Origin of the sequence: Burkholderia anthina (genome assembly GCF_001547525.1) — a bacterium.
Lineage (GTDB): Bacteria > Pseudomonadota > Gammaproteobacteria > Burkholderiales > Burkholderiaceae > Burkholderia > Burkholderia semiarida.
This window is the reverse complement of the sequence record NZ_CM003768.1, coordinates 3,151,159-3,166,368: the sequence shown is the minus strand read 5'-3', so window position 1 is coordinate 3,166,368 and position 15,210 is coordinate 3,151,159. Positions and strand designations below refer to the sequence as shown.

At 70.5% G+C, this 15,210-nt stretch carries 13 protein-coding genes; 4 read left to right on the top strand and 9 right to left on the bottom strand.

Annotation, left to right across the window (positions count from 1 at the left end):
- Nucleotides 1-84 precede the first annotated feature (84 nt).
- From dalD to WS64_RS14420, 3 genes are all read left to right on the top strand, one after another.
- Nucleotides 85-1,479 carry a D-arabinitol 4-dehydrogenase gene (gene dalD / locus WS64_RS14430; RefSeq protein ID WP_060966723.1) on the top strand — a complete coding sequence of 465 codons (1,395 nt, stop codon included), beginning with the start codon at nt 85-87 and terminating at the stop codon, nt 1,477-1,479.
- Between the two features lie 105 nt (nt 1,480-1,584).
- Nucleotides 1,585-3,066, top strand: a complete 1,482-nt coding sequence (gene xylB / locus WS64_RS14425) for a xylulokinase (protein WP_059644785.1) — start codon at nt 1,585-1,587, stop codon at nt 3,064-3,066.
- 63 nt (nt 3,067-3,129) lie between these two features.
- Entirely contained in the window at nt 3,130-4,143 is a 1,014-nt protein-coding gene (locus tag WS64_RS14420) for a sugar-binding transcriptional regulator (protein WP_060966976.1), read from the top strand.
- 28 nt (nt 4,144-4,171) lie between these two features.
- On the opposite strand, the gene WS64_RS14415 is transcribed toward WS64_RS14420, so the two are convergent.
- Complete coding sequence (locus WS64_RS14415) at nt 4,172-5,419, bottom strand: MFS transporter (protein WP_060966722.1); 1,248 nt, start codon at nt 5,417-5,419, stop codon at nt 4,172-4,174.
- The gene (locus WS64_RS14410; RefSeq protein WP_060966721.1) at nt 5,416-6,612 is read right to left on the bottom strand and encodes a serine hydrolase domain-containing protein; all 1,197 of its coding nucleotides are present in this window, start codon (nt 6,610-6,612) and stop codon (nt 5,416-5,418) included. The genes WS64_RS14415 and WS64_RS14410 overlap by 4 nt, the downstream gene beginning before the upstream one ends.
- Before the next feature lie 113 nt (nt 6,613-6,725).
- On the opposite strand from WS64_RS14410, the gene WS64_RS14405 reads away from it, so the two are divergent.
- On the top strand, nt 6,726-7,610 hold the full coding sequence (locus WS64_RS14405) for a LysR family transcriptional regulator (protein ID WP_059644777.1): 885 nt from the start codon (nt 6,726-6,728) through the stop codon (nt 7,608-7,610).
- 25 nt (nt 7,611-7,635) lie between these two features.
- Here WS64_RS14405 and WS64_RS14400 read toward each other — a convergent pair whose 3' ends face one another.
- The 7 genes from WS64_RS14400 to WS64_RS14370 all read right to left on the bottom strand — a co-directional run bounded on the left by WS64_RS14400 (nt 7,636) and on the right by WS64_RS14370 (nt 15,138).
- On the bottom strand, nt 7,636-8,745 hold the full coding sequence (locus WS64_RS14400) for an ABC transporter ATP-binding protein (protein ID WP_059644890.1): 1,110 nt from the start codon (nt 8,743-8,745) through the stop codon (nt 7,636-7,638).
- A gap of 60 nt (nt 8,746-8,805) precedes the next feature.
- On the bottom strand, nt 8,806-9,483 hold the full coding sequence (locus WS64_RS14395) for an HAD family hydrolase (RefSeq protein WP_059578794.1): 678 nt from the start codon (nt 9,481-9,483) through the stop codon (nt 8,806-8,808).
- Between the two features lie 32 nt (nt 9,484-9,515).
- Nucleotides 9,516-10,367, bottom strand: a complete 852-nt coding sequence (locus WS64_RS14390) for a carbohydrate ABC transporter permease (RefSeq protein WP_059578484.1) — start codon at nt 10,365-10,367, stop codon at nt 9,516-9,518.
- On the bottom strand, nt 10,364-11,317 hold the full coding sequence (locus tag WS64_RS14385) for a carbohydrate ABC transporter permease (protein WP_060966720.1): 954 nt from the start codon (nt 11,315-11,317) through the stop codon (nt 10,364-10,366). The genes WS64_RS14390 and WS64_RS14385 overlap by 4 nt, the downstream gene beginning before the upstream one ends.
- Nucleotides 11,318-11,431: 114 nt before the next feature.
- A complete protein-coding gene (locus WS64_RS14380; protein ID WP_059578487.1) occupies nt 11,432-12,757 on the bottom strand; it encodes an ABC transporter substrate-binding protein in 1,326 nt (441 codons plus the stop codon).
- 72 nt (nt 12,758-12,829) lie between these two features.
- The gene (locus WS64_RS14375) at nt 12,830-14,194 is read right to left on the bottom strand and encodes a D-tagatose-bisphosphate aldolase, class II, non-catalytic subunit (RefSeq protein ID WP_060966719.1); all 1,365 of its coding nucleotides are present in this window, start codon (nt 14,192-14,194) and stop codon (nt 12,830-12,832) included.
- Entirely contained in the window at nt 14,182-15,138 is a 957-nt protein-coding gene (locus tag WS64_RS14370; protein WP_060966718.1) for a sugar kinase, read from the bottom strand. Before WS64_RS14370 ends, WS64_RS14375 begins: the two co-directional genes overlap by 13 nt.
- Nucleotides 15,139-15,210 lie beyond the last annotated feature (72 nt).

Here is a 15,210-nt window from a genome sequence, read left to right as displayed (position 1 = left end):
TTCGCCCGAATACGATCATTCGCTCACACAAAGAGCAAAAGATCGTATTCGACGAAACAGACAGGCAGGAACAGGAGACACCGGATGAGCGAATCGCCCGCCGCCCACGCGCCCGTGCTGCTGCACATCGGCGCGGGCTCGTTTCACCGCGCGCATCAGGCGTGGTATCTGCATCGCGTGAACGCGGCCGTGCCGGCCGACGAACGGTGGTCGCTGACCGTCGGCAACATCCGCGACGACATGCGCGCGACGATGGACGCGCTGGCCGCCCAGCACGGCGCGTACACGCTCGAAACCGTCACGCCGCAAGGCGAACGCGCGTACGAGACGATTCGCGCGATCACCCGCGTGCTGCCATGGTCGATCGACCTCGCCGCGCTGATCGACGCCGGCGCCGATCCGGCCTGCCGGATCGTGTCGTTCACCGTCACCGAAGGCGGCTACTACCTCGACGAACACAACCGGCTCGACGTCGCGAACGCCGATCTCGCTGCCGACCTGCAGGGCGCGCGCACGACGCTGTACGGTGCGCTCGCGGCGCTGCTCGCCGAACGCGTCAAACGCGGCGCGGGCCCGCTCACGCTGCAAAGCTGCGACAACCTGCGCAACAACGGCGCGCGCTTTCGCGCGGGCATGCGCGAATTCCTCGAACGGCGCGGCGAAGGCGGGCTGCTCGCATGGTTCGATGCGAACGTCGCGACGCCCAGCGCGATGGTCGACCGCATCACGCCGCGCCCGACCGACGACGTGCGCGAGCGCGTGCGTGCGGCCACCGGCATCGACGACGCGTGCCCGGTGATGGGCGAATCGTTCATCCAGTGGGTGATCGAGGACCGCTTCGCGGCCGGCCGGCCGCGCTGGGAGCTGGCCGGCGCCGAACTCGTCGACGACGTGCATCCGTACGAGGAAGCGAAGATCCGCATCCTCAACGCGACGCACAGCTGCATCGCGTGGGCCGGCACGCTCGCGGGCTACACCTACATCCACGAAGGCACGCACGACGCGGCGATCCGCCGCTTCGCGCACGACTATGTGACGCAGGACGTGATCCCGTGCCTGACGCCGAGCCCGCTCGATCTCGCGCGCTACCGCGACGTCGTGCTCGAGCGCTTCGGCAATCCGTACGTGCTCGACACGAACCAGCGCGTCGCGGCCGACGGCTTCTCGAAGATCCCCGGCTTCATCGCGCCGACGCTCGTCGAATCGTTCGCGCGCGGCGCCGCGCCGGTCGCCACGGCCGTGCTGCCCGCGCTGTTCCTGCGCTTTCTCGAACGCTGGGCGCGCGGCACGCTGCCGTATGCGTACCAGGACGGCGTGATGGACGACGGCGCCGCACGCGCGATCGTCGAAGCCGACGACCCCGTCGTCGCGCTGTGCGCGAGCCGCGCCTTGTGGGGCTCGCTCGCCGGCAACGCCGCGCTGCTCGACGCGTTGCGCGCCGGGCTCGCGCGCGTCGATGCCTGGCTCGCGGCGCGCTGACGACCCGCGCGCCGATGCCCGGCCGCGCGGCCGGGCGAACCCGCTTGGCACAGGCCGTGCGGCCCGGCTAAAGTAGCGGCTCCTCACCGACCGAACGGATCGCTCATGTATCTCGGCATCGACCTCGGCACCTCGGAAGTGAAGGTGCTGCTGCTGGCCCCGGACGGCACGGTGGTCGGCACCGCGGGCTCGCCGTTCACCGTATCGCGCCCGCACCCGCGCTGGGCGGAACAGCATCCGGACGACTGGTGGCAAGGCACGCTCGCCGCGCTTGCGGCGCTGCGCGAACGGCATCCCCAGGCGTTCGCGCAAGTGCGCGGCATCGGCCTGTCGGGCCAGATGCACGGCGCCGTGCTGCTCGGCCGCGACGACCGCGTGCTGCGCCCCGCGATCCTGTGGAACGACATGCGCAGCGCCGACGAATGCGCGCTGCTCACCGAACGCGCGCCCGATCTCCACGCGCTCGCCGGCAACCTCGCGATGCCCGGCTTCACCGCGCCGAAGCTGCTGTGGGTCGCGAAGCACGAACCAGACGTGTTCGCGGCGACCGCGTGCGTGCTGATGCCGAAGGACTACCTGCGGTTCCGGCTGACCGGCGCGAAAGTGTCCGACCCGTCGGACGCGGCCGGCACGCTGTGGCTCGACGTCGCACGCCGCGACTGGTCCGATGCACTGCTCGCCGCGTGCGGAATGACGCGCGAACAGATGCCGCGCATCGTCGAAGGCAACGCGCCGTCCGGCACGCTGCGCGCGGACGTCGCGCGCGAGCTCGGGCTGTCCGAGGCCGTGCTGGTCGCGGGCGGCGGCGGCGACAACGCGACGAGCGCGCTCGGCATCGGCGCGATCCACGCGGGCGACGGCTTCGTGTCGCTCGGCACGTCCGGCGTGCTCAGCGTGGTCGGCGACCGCTTCATGCCGAATCCCGCGTCGGCCGTGCATGCGTTCTGCCATGCGATTCCGGATCGCTGGCAACTGATGAGCGTCGTGCTGTCGGCCGCGAGCTGCCTGCGCTGGGTGTGCAAGCTGACCGGCACCGACGAACCCGCTCTGCTCGCCGAAGTCGAGGCGCTCGACCCCGACGCGCTCGCGGCGGCCCCGCTGTTCCTGCCCTACCTGTCCGGCGAACGTACGCCGCACAACGATCCGTACGCGCAAGGCGTGTTCTTCGGGATGACGCACGCGACCGAGCGCGCGCATCTCGGCTACGCGGTGCTCGAAGGCGTGACGCTCGGCCTCGCCGACGGCCTCGACGCGCTGCACGCGGCCGGCGTCGAAACCGACCAGTTGTCGCTGATCGGCGGCGGCGCGCGCAGCGCGTTCTGGGCGCAACTGATCGCGGACGCGCTGAACGTGCGCACGCGCCAGATCGGCGGCGGCGAAACGGGCGCGGCGCTCGGCGCGGCACGGCTCGGCTGGCTGGCCGCCGGCGGCGATCCGCATACGGTGCTGACCAAGCCGCCGGTGCGCGCCGAATACGCACCGGACGCCGCCCGCCATGCGCGGCTGCGCGAACGCCTCGATGCGTTCCGCACGCTGTACCGCCACGTGCGGCCGCTGTACGAGCCGTCGCGCGCACGGCTCGCGTAGACGCCGCGCTCGCGCGGGCCGCCGCCGGCCGCGCGCGCGACATGCGTTACAGTGGATGCCGTCATGCGGCCCGCCGACCGGCCCGCGGGGCGGCCCCCCGATCCGAACCGAATCGCTATCGTGTCCAAGTCCTCAGAAAAACTCGATCTCGCCACGCGCGCCGCGTGGCTCTATTACGTCGCGGGCGACACGCAGAACGAAATCGCCGAAAAGCTGCAGGTGTCGCGCCCCGTCGCGCAGCGCCTCGTCGCGTTCGCGGTCGAGAAGAACCTGATCCGCGTGCGCGTCGACCATCGGCTCGCCGATTGCCTCGATCTCGGCGCGCAACTGTCGAAACGCTACGGCCTCGCGATGTGCGAAGTCGTGCCCGTCGACGCCGACGCGCCCGACGCGATCGACCGCAAGCTCGCGGTCGCCGGCGCGCAGGTGATGGAGCGCTACCTGAACGAAACGCGGCCGATGGTGATCGCGGTCAGCAGCGGCCGGACGCTGAAGGCCGCGGTCGCGCAGATCGCGCAGATCGACCGCCCGCAGCATCGGCTCGTGTCGATGGTCGGCGCGATCGCGGCCGACGGCTCGTCGAACCGCTACGACGTCGCGCAGTACATCTCCGAGAAAACCGGCAGCAAGCATTTCCTGCTGCCCGCGCCGCTGTTCGCCGATAGCGACGCCGAACGCGCGCAGTGGTGCAATCATCGGCTGTATCGGATCGTCGAGGCGCTGTCCGGCGAGGCCGACGTCGCGTTCGTCGGGATCGGCAACATCGGCCCGCACTGCCCGCTCTACGAGGACGGCTTCATCACCGAACAGGAGCGCGACGAGATGACCGCGCTCGGCGCGGTGGCCGAACTGCTCGGCGTGCCGATCGACGCGCAGGGCACGCGGATCACCGTGTCGACGAGCGCGCGCGTGACGAGCGTCGCGCTCGCCACGCCGCCGAAGCGGCCGACGATCGCGTTCGCCGGCGGCCCGAGGAAACACGACGCGGTGATCGCCGCGCTGCGCGGCGGCTGGCTGTCGGGGCTCGTCACCGACGAAGCGTGCGCGCGCGCCGCGCTCGCAGCGAAGGCGGCCTGACGCCGCCGTCGCCCTCGCACACGCCGGCTCAAGCCGCGCGCGGCGCCGGAAACGCATGGCGGCGGGCACGCCACGCGCCGACCCACGCCGCCGCCAGCAGCGCGACGAGCACCCACGGAATCGCGCCGGCGCCCGTCGCGCCGAGCAGCATCCCGCCCGCGATGCCGCCGCCGGCGATCGCGAGATTCCACACCGTCACGAGCATCGACTGCGCGACGTCGGCCGATTCGCCCGCGGCGTTCGCGGCGGCCGTCTGGAACAGCGTCGGCGCGCCGCCGAACGCGAGCCCCCACAGCACGACGCCCGCATAGACGATCGTCGTCCCGGAACCGGCGCCGAGCATCGCCGCCGCCAGCGCGAACAGCGCGATGCTCGCGAGCGTCAGGCGTCGCTGCGCGGCGCCGATCCATGCGCCCGTCAGCGCGATGCCGAAGAGCGACGCGACGCCGAACACGAACAGCACCACGTCGACCTGCGTGCCCATCCGCACGCCCGCGAGGAACGGCGCGACATACGTGTACAGCAGGTTGTGCGCGAGCACGTACGCGAACATCACCGTCAGCACCGGCCGCACGCCGGGCAGCGTCATCACGCCGAGCACCGGCTCGCGCGCGCCGGCCTGCTGCCCCGGATAGTCGGGCATGCGCAGCCGGATCCAGCCGATCAGCGCGAGCGCCGCGACCGTGATCCCCGCGAACGCGACGCGCCAGCCGAACATCGCGCCAAGCGCGGTGCCGGCCGGAATGCCGATCGACATCGCCGCGGGTATCCCGAGCATCGCGACCGCGATCGCGCGGCCGCGCAGCGACGGGTCGACCATCCGGCTCGCATAGCCGGCCAGTAGCGCCCACAGCAGCCCGGCCGACATCCCCGCGACGAAGCGCGCGGCCAGCGTGAGCGCGTAGTACGGCGACGCGGCCGTCACCGCATTCGACACGACGAAGCCGGCCAGCGCCGCGAGCAGCAGCCGGCGCCGGCGCATCGCACGCGTCGCGGCGACGAGCGGGATCGCCGCGACGATCGAGCCGAGCGCGTAGACGGTCACCAACTGGCCGATCAGCGCCTCGGTCACGCGCAGGTCGACGCTCATCAGCGGCAGCAGGCCCGCCGGCAACGCTTCGGTGAGCACCGTGATGAAGCCCGCAGTGGCCAGCGCGAGCAGGTTCGCGACGGGCAGGCGCGCGCGGCCCGGTGCGGACGAACCGGCTGCAGCGTCGGCATCCCGCTCGGCGGCCGACGCGGAAACGGATGCGGAAGCGGAGACGCACTCGCTCATGCCGCGCTCCGGTCGTCGACGCCATACACCGCATCGCGCACGTCGGTGACGATGCGCCCGGCCATCCCTTCGTACAACGTATTGGTCAGCGCGACGACCGTCAGCCCGGCCGCTCGGTCGACGAACCACGCATGCCCGTACGCGCCGCCCCAGCGCCAGGTACCGACCGACTCCGGCGACCGCGCGGCGGCCGGATCGCGCAGCACCGAAAAGCCAAGCCCGAAACCGAACCCCGGCGCATCCGGCAATTCGTGCGCGCCCGGCTGCACCCGCGCCATCTCGTCGATCCAGCGCGGTGCGAGCCAGCCGTCGAGGCCCGTGCGCAGCGTATCGAGCAGCGTCAGGCAATCGTGCGCGGTGCCGACCATGCCCGCGCCGCCCGACGGCCACGCGGTCGCATCGAACGCGCGCGCCGGCTCGAAGCGGATGCCGACCGTGCCGTCGAACACCGGCACGAGATCGTCGTCGGCCATCCGGCGCGGCGCGCCCGGCGTGCTCACGTAGGGCGTCGCGACGCGCGCGGCGTCGGGCGCGACGAATCCGGTATCGGCCATCCCGAGCGGCGTCGTCACGAGCGCGGCCACCGCCTGCGCGAGCGGCCGGCCGTCGACCGCCTCGATCAGCGCCCCCGCCACGTCGGTCGCGAGCGAGTAGCCCCATGACGTGCCGGGCGCGAACTGCAGCGGCACGCCGGCGATGCGCCGCACGTTCTCGGCGAGCGACAGGCTCGCGCGATCCATCCCGTCGGATACGCCGGCGCGCGCATACGGGCCGTCGCCGTCCGTTTCGAGGAAGCGATAGCCGAGGCCGGCCGTATGCGACAGCAGATGCCGCAACGTGATGTTCGCCGGCATGCCGTCCGCGAGCGTCGGCGTGAACGCGGGCAGCCAGCGCGCGACCGGTTCGTCGAGCCCGATGCGGCCTGCCGCGACCAGCCGCATCGCCGCGGCCGTCACGATCGGCTTCGACACCGACGCGAGCCGGAACACCGTGCCCTCGCGCATCGGCGTGCCGGCTTCGCGATCGGCCAGCCCGGCCGCGCGCGCATAGCGCAATTCGCCGTCGCGCGCGACCAGCACGACCGCGCCGACCACGCGCGCGTCGGCCAGCGCGCGATCGAGCGCGGCGTCGAGCCGCTCGCGCAGCGCGGCGTCCGGTTCCGCGCGGTGGGTGGTGACAGGCAGGGATGACATGGCGTGACCTCGAACGATGAAGGAACGCCCATCGTAGGGAGCCGGCGCGGGAAGAAAAACCGGGTTAGAGTTCCGGACACTCCGGACATCGATGTCCGCAATCGGGAACCTGCATGGAAAATCTTGGCGGCTTCGTCGTATTCGTCCAGGTCGCGGAAACGCGCAGCTTCGTCGCGGCCGGCCGCGCGCTCGGGCTATCCGCGTCGGCGATCGGCAAGCGCATCGCGCGGCTCGAGGCGCGCCTGAACGTGCGACTGTTTCACCGCAGCACGCGCAGCATCACGCTGACGGCCGAAGGCGCGCGCTTTCTCGAACGGTGCCGGCGCGTGATCGCCGAGATCGACGCGGCCGAACAGGAACTGACGCACAGTGCCGAAGCGCCGCGCGGGCGGCTGCGCGTGAGCCTGCCGACGATCGGCACGCTGCTGCTGCCGGTGCTCGCCGATTTCATGGCCGCGTATCCGGAGATCGAGCTCGACATCGATTTCAGCGACCGGCTCGTCGACGTCGTCGACGAAGGCTTCGACGCGGTGCTGCGCACCGGCCAGCCGTCGGATTCGCGGCTGTCGTCGCGGCTGCTCGGCCATTTCCGCCAGCACCTCGTCGCGTCGCCCGACTACCTCGAGCGGCACGGCGCGCCGCGCACGCCGGCCGATCTCGCACGGCACCGCTGCCTGCACTACCGCTTCCCGAGCAGCGGCAGGCTGGAGGTCTGGCCGCTGCGCGCGCCGCGTGCCGGCACGCCGCCGGAGGTGCCGGTATCGATGGTCAGCAACAACGCCGAGACGCGCCTCTGCTTCGCGCTGCGCGGGCTCGGCATCGCGTGCCTGCCCGAGTTCTTCGTGCGTGACGCGCTGGCCGAGGGCGGGCTTCGCACGGTGCTCGACGAACACGTCGAGAGCCGCACGCCGTTCTACGTGCTGTGGCCGTCAGGCCGGCACCCGACGCCCAAGCTGCGCGCGTTCGTCGACTACATGGCCGAGCATTTGCGGCTCTGAGCGGCGGCTGTGCATGTGCAGGCCGTCAAGCCGCCTTCGCGTGCACGCTCAACCGCCGGAACGCCTGCCCGTTTTCGTCGAACAGATGACAGTGCTCGGCCTGCGCATGCACGCGCAACGCGTCGCCGGTGCGGTACGTATCGAGCGGCGGAATCCGCGCGATCAGCCCATCCGGCGCGACGGCCGACTCCGCATACAGATACGCGGCGTCGCCGAGCGACTCGACGGCCATCGTCCGCGCGGCGACACCCGGCGCCGCCGCATCGACCAGCAGGTGTTCGGGCCGCACGCCGACGGTCACCGGCGCGCCGCGCTGCAGCCCCGCCGCGTCCACCGCGACACGCTGCGTCTCGCCGCTGTCGAAGCGCACGAGCACGCCGCCCGCATCGGCCGATTCGACCGTGCCCTTCAGGAAGTTCATCTTCGGCGAGCCGATGAAGCCCGCGACGAACTGGTTCGCCGGCGCGTGATACAGCGCGTTCGGCGTGCCGACCTGCTGCACCGCGCCGCCCGACAGCACGACGATCTTGTCGGCGAGCGTCATCGCCTCGACCTGGTCGTGCGTCACGTAGATCATCGTCGTCTTCAGCTCGTCGTGCAGCCGCGCGAATTCCAGCCGCATCTTCACGCGCAGCGCGGCGTCGAGGTTCGACAGCGGCTCGTCGAACAGGAACACCTTCGGCTTGCGCGTGATCGCGCGGCCGATCGCGACGCGCTGCCGCTGGCCGCCCGACAGTTGCTTCGGCTTGCGGTCGAGCAGGTGGTCGATGTGCAGGATCTTCGCGGCCTGCTTCACCGCCTGGTCGATCTCGGGCTTCTTCGCGCCCGCGAGCTTCAGGCCGAACGCCATGTTGTCGTACAGCGTCATGTGCGGATACAGCGCATACGACTGGAACACCATCGCGATGCCGCGCTTCGCGCTCGGCACGTCGTTGACCTTCGCGCCGTCGATCAGCAGGTCGCCGTTCGAGATGTCCTCGAGCCCGGCGATCATCCGCATCAGCGTGGATTTGCCGCAGCCGCTCGGGCCGACGAACACGACGAATTCGCCGTCGGCGATGTCGAGGTTCACGTTGCGCAGCACTTCGGTGTCGTCGTAGCGCTTCGCGATGTTGCGCAGGAGCACGCTTGCCATGATCTGTCTCCGTTCGTTCGTGATGCGCCGCATCGAGCGGCGCGCATTCGTTCCTGATTGCTAGTTCGGCAGCACCGCGCCCGTCGCCTGCCAGCGCGCGACGTAGCCGGGCAGCTCGTGCATGTCGTCGAATACGTGACGCGCGCCGATCCCGCGCAGCGCGTCGATCTGGGCCGCCGATGCGTGCCCGCCGCCGATGAAGCCGAGCACGGTCATGCCGGCCGCGGCCGCGGCGGTGATGCCGGTCACGCTGTCCTCGACCACCAGACATTGCGCGGGCACCGCGCCGAGCGTGCGCGCGGCCGCGAGATACACGTCCGGCGCCGGCTTGGGCCGCGCGACCGAATCCGCGCAGAACAGCCGGTCGCCGAAGAAGCGCGCGAGGCCGGTGCGCGCGAGCGCCGCCTCGACGTATGCGCGATAGCTGTTGCTCGCGCAGGCCGTCGTCAGGTCGATCGCGGCCAGCGCCGCATCGATGCCGTCGACCATCGGCGCATTCACGGCCGCGGCCTCGACCGCGCGGCGGATCGCGTCGATATCGTCGTGCGTCAGCGTCCGGCCGACCGCCTCGGACGCACCGGCCAGCACCCGCTCGATGCGCAGCCCGAGCAGCGGCATCACGGCCGGCCGCGCATCGACGCCCGGCCAGCGCGCATCGAGTTCGCGCACGATCACGTCGGCGGCGACGGCCTCGCTGTCGATCAGCACGCCGTCGCAATCGCAGATCAGCACGTTCATGCCGTGACCGACCGCGCCTTTGCTTGCGCCGCTCACTTGACCGCCCCGAACGTGAGCCCGCGCACCAACTGCTTCTGCGACAGCCAGCCGACGATCAGAATCGGCGCGACCGCGAGCAGCGACGCGGCGGACAGCTTCGCCCAGAACAGCCCTTCGGGGCTCGAATACGACGCGATGAACACAGTGAGCGGCGCGGCGTTCGAGCTCGACAGGTTGATGCTCCAGAACGCCTCGTTCCACGACAGGATCACGAGCAGCAGCGCGGTGGACGCGAGCCCCGGCAGCGCCATCGGCATCAGCAGGTAGACGATCTCCTGCCACGTCGACGCGCCGTCGATGCGCCCGGCCTCCAGGATGTCCTTCGGGATCTCGTTGAAGTACGTGAAGGTCATCCACACCGCGATCGGCAGGTTGATCAGCGTGTAGACGATCACGAGCCCCGACACCGTATCGAGCAGCCCCGCGTTCTTCCACAGCAGATAGATCGGCACCAGCACGCCGACCGACGGCATCATCTTCGTCGACAGCATCCACAGCAGCACCTTCTGCGTGCGGTGGTTCGGGAAGAACGCCATCGCGTACGCGGCCGGCACCGCGAACAGCAGCGAGATCAGCGTGACGCCGGCCGAGATCAGCACCGAATTCCACGCGAACGCGAAGTAGTTGCTGCGCGCGAATACCTCACGGAAGCTGTCGAGCGTCGGCATGAACAATAGCGACGACGCGTACGCCTGCTGCTCGGTCTTGAACGCGGTGATCGCCATCCAGAAGATCGGGAAGAACAGCAAGAGCGCGATCAGCCATGCGAGCGCGCCGGGCAGCGCGCGCCGCACGAGGTCGAACACGGCCGGCGTGCGCCGGCCTGCCAAGGTCAGGTCGCTCATTTTTCGTACTCCCCCTTCAGGTTGCGCGCGAGCATCCGCACGAGGAAGAACGACACGACGTTCGCGACCACGACGGCGATGATGCCGCCCGCGGACGCAAGGCCGACGTCGAACTGCTGCAGGCCGAGCGCGTAGATCAGGTAAGACAGGTTGGTCGTCGCATCGCCGGGGCCGCCGCCCGTCGTCGTGTAGATTTCCGCGAAGATCGACAGCAGGAAGATCGTCTCCATCATCACGACCACGGCGATCGCGCGCTTCAGATGCGGCAGCGTGATGTAGAAGAACATCGCGATCGGGCCGGCGCCGTCGATGCGCGCGGCTTCCTTCTGCTCCTGGTCGAGCGACTGGATCGCGGTGAACAGGATCAAAAACGCGAACGGCAGCCACTGCCACGCGACGATGATGATCACCGCGGTCAACGGGTAATCGGCGAACCAGTCGATCGGCGTCATCCCGAGCGCGCGCATCGCGTTCGCGACGAGCCCGTACACCGGATGCAGGATCATGTTCTTCCAGATCAGCGCGGAGACCGTCGGCATCACGAAGAACGGTGCGATCGCGAGCAGGCGCGCGACGCCCTGCCCGTAGAACTTGCGGTCGAACAGCACGGCCATCAGCACGCCGCCGACCACCGTGATCGCGAGCACCGCGCCGATCAGCACGAGCGTGTGCCAGATCGCGGGGAGGAACGACGGATCGGTCGCGAGGAAGCGATAGTTGTCGAACCCGGCGAAGCCCTTCACGTCCGGGTTCAGCAGGTTGTAGCGCGAAAACGAATACCAGATCGTCATCGCGAGCGGAATCGACATCCACAGCAGCAGCACCGCGACGGACGGCGACACGAGCCAGCTCGCGCCGCCGCGCGCCCGGCGCGGTGCGCCGGGCGGCGACGACGCGTCGCCGACCGACGACGCGTGAGCGTGACTCAGGGGAAGACGCAGGTGACGCATGATCGGAGTCCCTCCGGTTGATGCGCGGGCGCGAACGGCGTGCCCGCCTGTCAGCGTCGCCGGCCCGCGCCGCGTGCCACGGCGCACGATGCGGGCCGCGCGACGGCTTGCGCGTTACTTCTTGTAGCCGGCCTGCCGCACCGCGCGGTCGGCCGCGGCCTGGCCGGCGGCGAGCGCCTGGTCGACCGACATCTGGCCCGCGACCGCGCCCGCGATCGACTGGCCGACCACCGTGCCGAACGACTGGAATTCAGGAATCCCGACGTACTGCACGCCCGTGTACGGCACCTTCTTCAGCGACGGGTCGTTCGGGTCGGCCGTCTCGATCGCCTTCAGCACGAAGTCCGAGAACGGCGCGGCGGCCTTGTACTCGGCGCGCTGATACGTCGACGTGCGCGTGCCCGGCGGCACCGACGCCCAGCCTTCGTCCTTGCCGACCATCTCGATGTACTGCTTCGACGTCGCCCACGCGATGAACTTGCGCGCGGCGTCCTGCTGCTTCGACGTCTTCGGCACGGCCAGCGCCCACGCCCACAGCCAGTGCGAGCCCTTCGGCGTGGCGGCGACCGGCGCGGCCGCGAAGCCGATCTTGTCGGCCACCTGCGACTGCTGCTTGTTGTAGAGCATCCCGGCCGCGACCGTCGCGTCGATCCACATCGCGCACTTGCCGGACGCGGTCAGCGTCAGGTTCTCGTTGAAGCCGTTCGAGCTCGCGCCCGGCGGGCCGTTCTTCTTCAGCAGGTTCACGTAGAAATTGATCGCCTTCTTCCACTCGGGCGACGTGAGCTGCGCGTTCCAGTTCTCGTCGAACCAGCGCCCGCCGAACGTGTTCACGACCGTCGACACGTACGCCATGTTCTCGCCCCAGCCGGCCTTGCCGCGCAGGCAGATCCCGTAGGTGCCCTTCGACTTGTCGGTCAGCTTGTCCGCGAATTCGGCGATCTGGTCGTAGGTCGGCTGGTCGGGCATCTTCAGCCCCTTCGCCGCGAACAGGTCCTTGCGGTAGAACGTCATCGAGCTTTCGACGTAGAACGGCAGCGCGTAGAGCTGGCCGTTGTACGACAGGCTGTCGCGCGCGGTCTTCACGATGTCGTTCAGGTCGTAGTCGGCGGGCAGGCCCGTGATCGGCGCGAGCCAGCCGCGCTTGCCCCACTGCGGCGTTTCATAGGTGCCGATCGCCATCACGTCGAACTGGCCGCTGCCGGTCGTGATGTCGGTCGTCGCGCGCTGGCGCAGCACGTTCTCCTCGAGGATCACCCAGTTCAGCTTGATGTCCGGGTTCGCCTTCTCGAACGCCGGCGACAGCTTCTTCAACTCGATCATGTCGGGGTTGTTCAGCGTCGCGATCGTCAGCGTGCCGGCGGACGCCGCGCACGCCGCCGTCGCGAGCGCGGCTGAGGCGAAACAGCGTGCGGCGGCGTCGAGCATCTTTCGTTGCATGGCATGTCTCCTGTGATTGTTCGAAATGTCGTCGGTCTTGCGTCGGTGTTGCGTGGTTTCCTTCGCGGCCCGTCATGCCGGCCGCTGCATCCCGCACGCGCGCGCATAGTGCGCGATCACGTCGCGTATCCGGTGGCGCACCCAAGCGCGCGGCTCCTTCGCGAGGCCGCCCGCGCGGCACGCCGCGTAGACGTCCGGCAGCCACTGCGCGACGAGCGTTTCCGGCACCGGCTGCCGCGCGAGGTTGCCGAACAGCTGCTCGACCGCGGCCGCGACGGCCGGCTGCAGCCAGTAATAGCGGATGCGGTCGCTATAGCTGAACTGGCGCGCGAGCCGCTGCGCGGTCTCGTCGCCGCGGTAGTACGGCGCCCAGTGTTCGGGCTGCGCGCGCATCGCCGCATCGACGACGTCGCGCAACCGCGAGCGCTGCGCGACGTCGTCGATCAGCGCGTCCTCGATGAACGTCAGCGCGAACAGCGCCTCGCGCAGCGCGAACGTCAGCGCGGGGCCGACCTTCAGCACCGCGAAGTGGTCGCGCACGAGCGCGGCGAGCGCGTCTTCGGTCTGATAATCGGTCGAATGCGCTTCGAACACGAGGCGCGGTGTCTGCAGGATACTCGCGCCGAGCGACGCCGCCTTGGCGCTGTCGTAATCGAGCACATGGCGATCGTCGAAGTCGACGCCCGGCTGCGCGACGATCGCGACGACGCGCGTCCATGCGTCGTCGAGCCCGGCCGCCGTAAAGGCGCGGCGGTGCGCGTCGAGCGTCGCCGCGATGCTGTCGCTGCGCGTGACCTCGATCCGCGCGATCGCGTCGTCGCCGGCGTCGTTGCCAGCCTCGCCGCTCACCTCGCCACCCGGCGTCGGCACCTCGGTGCCGATCACGTAGACGGGCGCGATTCCGGCGCGCGCCGCCGCGTCTTCCGCGACGCGGCACAGCTCGGCCGCGCGCGCGGCGATCGTGCGATCGTCGAGCCGCGCCGGATCGTCCGCGCACGCCATGCTCGCGTCGAGATGGATCTTTTCGAAACCGGCTTCGACGTAGGCCGCGACCATCGCACCGGCCTCGCGCATCGCATCGGCCGCGCGGCGGTGCCGCCACGGGTTCGGGCCGAGATGGTCGCCGCCGAGCACGAGCGCCGACGGCGCGAGCCCGCAGCGCGCGGCGATCGCATCGACGTCGCGGCGAAAATCCGCCGGCGTCATGCCCGTATAGCCGCCGAGATGGTTCACCTGGTTGCAGGTCGCCTCGATCAGCAGCGGCGAGCCGTCCGCGCGCGCGGCTTCGCACGCGGCCTCCAGCACGAGCCGGTGCGCGCTGCAGATCGAATAGATGCCGCGCTGCGCGTCCGCGCGGTTCGCGTCGAAGATCATCCGCAGCACGGTGCCTGCATGCGCGGTGCGCGTGCGCTCGCCAACGGTCGTCAGGCCGGACATGCGATACCTCGTTCGGTCAGGAAGCGGTCGATCTCGGCCGCGCTGCTGTTGCCTTCCATCGGGCCGCGCCGCGTGACCGCGATCGCGCCGGCCGCGTTCGCGCGACGCAACGCGACGTCGATCGCCATGCCCGCGACGAGGCTCGCGACCAGCGTGCCGCCGAAGCAGTCGCCGGCGCCGGTCGGATCGAATTCGTCGACCGGATAAGCCTGCGCGTCGACGCGGCTCGCACGATCGAATGCGACGCTGCCTTGCGCACCGCGTTTGAGCACGACACGCTCGAGCAGCGGATGCGTCGCGAGCAGGCCCGCGATCGCGCGCTCGGCCGGCTGCGGCCCGCAGAAGAACGGCAGGTCGGCTTCGCTCGGCAGGAACAGGTGGCACGCGGCGAGCATCTCGTCGAGGGCCGCGCGCATCGGGCGGAAACTCAGCATTTCGGGCCGCACGTTCGGATCGAACGACACCTTGGCTCCCGCGCGCGCGGCCTCGATCACGCCGCGCTGCACGGCCGCGATCGCCGATTCGCTCGTCAGCGACGAGCCCATCACGTGGAAATAGCGGCAGCCGTCGAACATCGCGGTGTCGACGTCGGACGCATCGACGCATGCCGCGGCACTGGTCGACAGCGTGAAGACGAAACTGCGCGAGCCGTCGTCGCGATACGCGACGAACGCGGTGCCGGTCGGCCGTGCGACGCGGCGAATGCGCGCGACGTCCACGCCGTCGCGAGCGAGCCGCGCGACGATCGCATCGCCGAACGCGTCTCGGCCGACGCAGCCCGCATACGCGACGCGCGCGCCGAGCCGGGCCGCCTGGTCGGCGAAGATCGCCGGCGCGCCGCTCGGGAACGGGCCGGCGAAGAGTCCCGGCACATCGAAGCCCTGGCCGCGCTCGGCGGCGACGAATTCGGCCAGCAGTTCGCCGGCGACGACGATCTCGGCCATCAGGCGAGCCCTCCTCGTTCGACGGCGGCCGCGGCGTGCGGGGCTGCCGCCGCGTAGCGGGCCGGCTCGCGA

What these genes read in the sequence shown, in the direction of transcription:
- WS64_RS14395 (WP_059578794.1), bottom strand. Translation starts at nt 9,483, where the DNA reads ATGAACGTGCTGATCTGCGATTGCGACGGCGTGCTGATCGACAGCGAG.
- WS64_RS14390 (WP_059578484.1), bottom strand. Translation starts at nt 10,367, where the DNA reads ATGAGCGACCTGACCTTGGCAGGCCGGCGCACGCCGGCCGTGTTCGAC.
- WS64_RS14415 (WP_060966722.1), bottom strand. Translation starts at nt 5,419, where the DNA reads ATGAGCGAGTGCGTCTCCGCTTCCGCATCCGTTTCCGCGTCGGCCGCC.
- xylB (WP_059644785.1), top strand. Translation starts at nt 1,585, where the DNA reads ATGTATCTCGGCATCGACCTCGGCACCTCGGAAGTGAAGGTGCTGCTG.
- WS64_RS14370 (WP_060966718.1), bottom strand. Translation starts at nt 15,138, where the DNA reads ATGGCCGAGATCGTCGTCGCCGGCGAACTGCTGGCCGAATTCGTCGCC.
- WS64_RS14400 (WP_059644890.1), bottom strand. Translation starts at nt 8,745, where the DNA reads ATGGCAAGCGTGCTCCTGCGCAACATCGCGAAGCGCTACGACGACACC.
- dalD (WP_060966723.1), top strand. Translation starts at nt 85, where the DNA reads ATGAGCGAATCGCCCGCCGCCCACGCGCCCGTGCTGCTGCACATCGGC.
- WS64_RS14405 (WP_059644777.1), top strand. Translation starts at nt 6,726, where the DNA reads ATGGAAAATCTTGGCGGCTTCGTCGTATTCGTCCAGGTCGCGGAAACG.
- WS64_RS14410 (WP_060966721.1), bottom strand. Translation starts at nt 6,612, where the DNA reads ATGTCATCCCTGCCTGTCACCACCCACCGCGCGGAACCGGACGCCGCG.
- WS64_RS14380 (WP_059578487.1), bottom strand. Translation starts at nt 12,757, where the DNA reads ATGCAACGAAAGATGCTCGACGCCGCCGCACGCTGTTTCGCCTCAGCC.
- WS64_RS14385 (WP_060966720.1), bottom strand. Translation starts at nt 11,317, where the DNA reads ATGCGTCACCTGCGTCTTCCCCTGAGTCACGCTCACGCGTCGTCGGTC.
- WS64_RS14420 (WP_060966976.1), top strand. Translation starts at nt 3,130, where the DNA reads ATGCGGCCCGCCGACCGGCCCGCGGGGCGGCCCCCCGATCCGAACCGA.
- WS64_RS14375 (WP_060966719.1), bottom strand. Translation starts at nt 14,194, where the DNA reads ATGTCCGGCCTGACGACCGTTGGCGAGCGCACGCGCACCGCGCATGCA.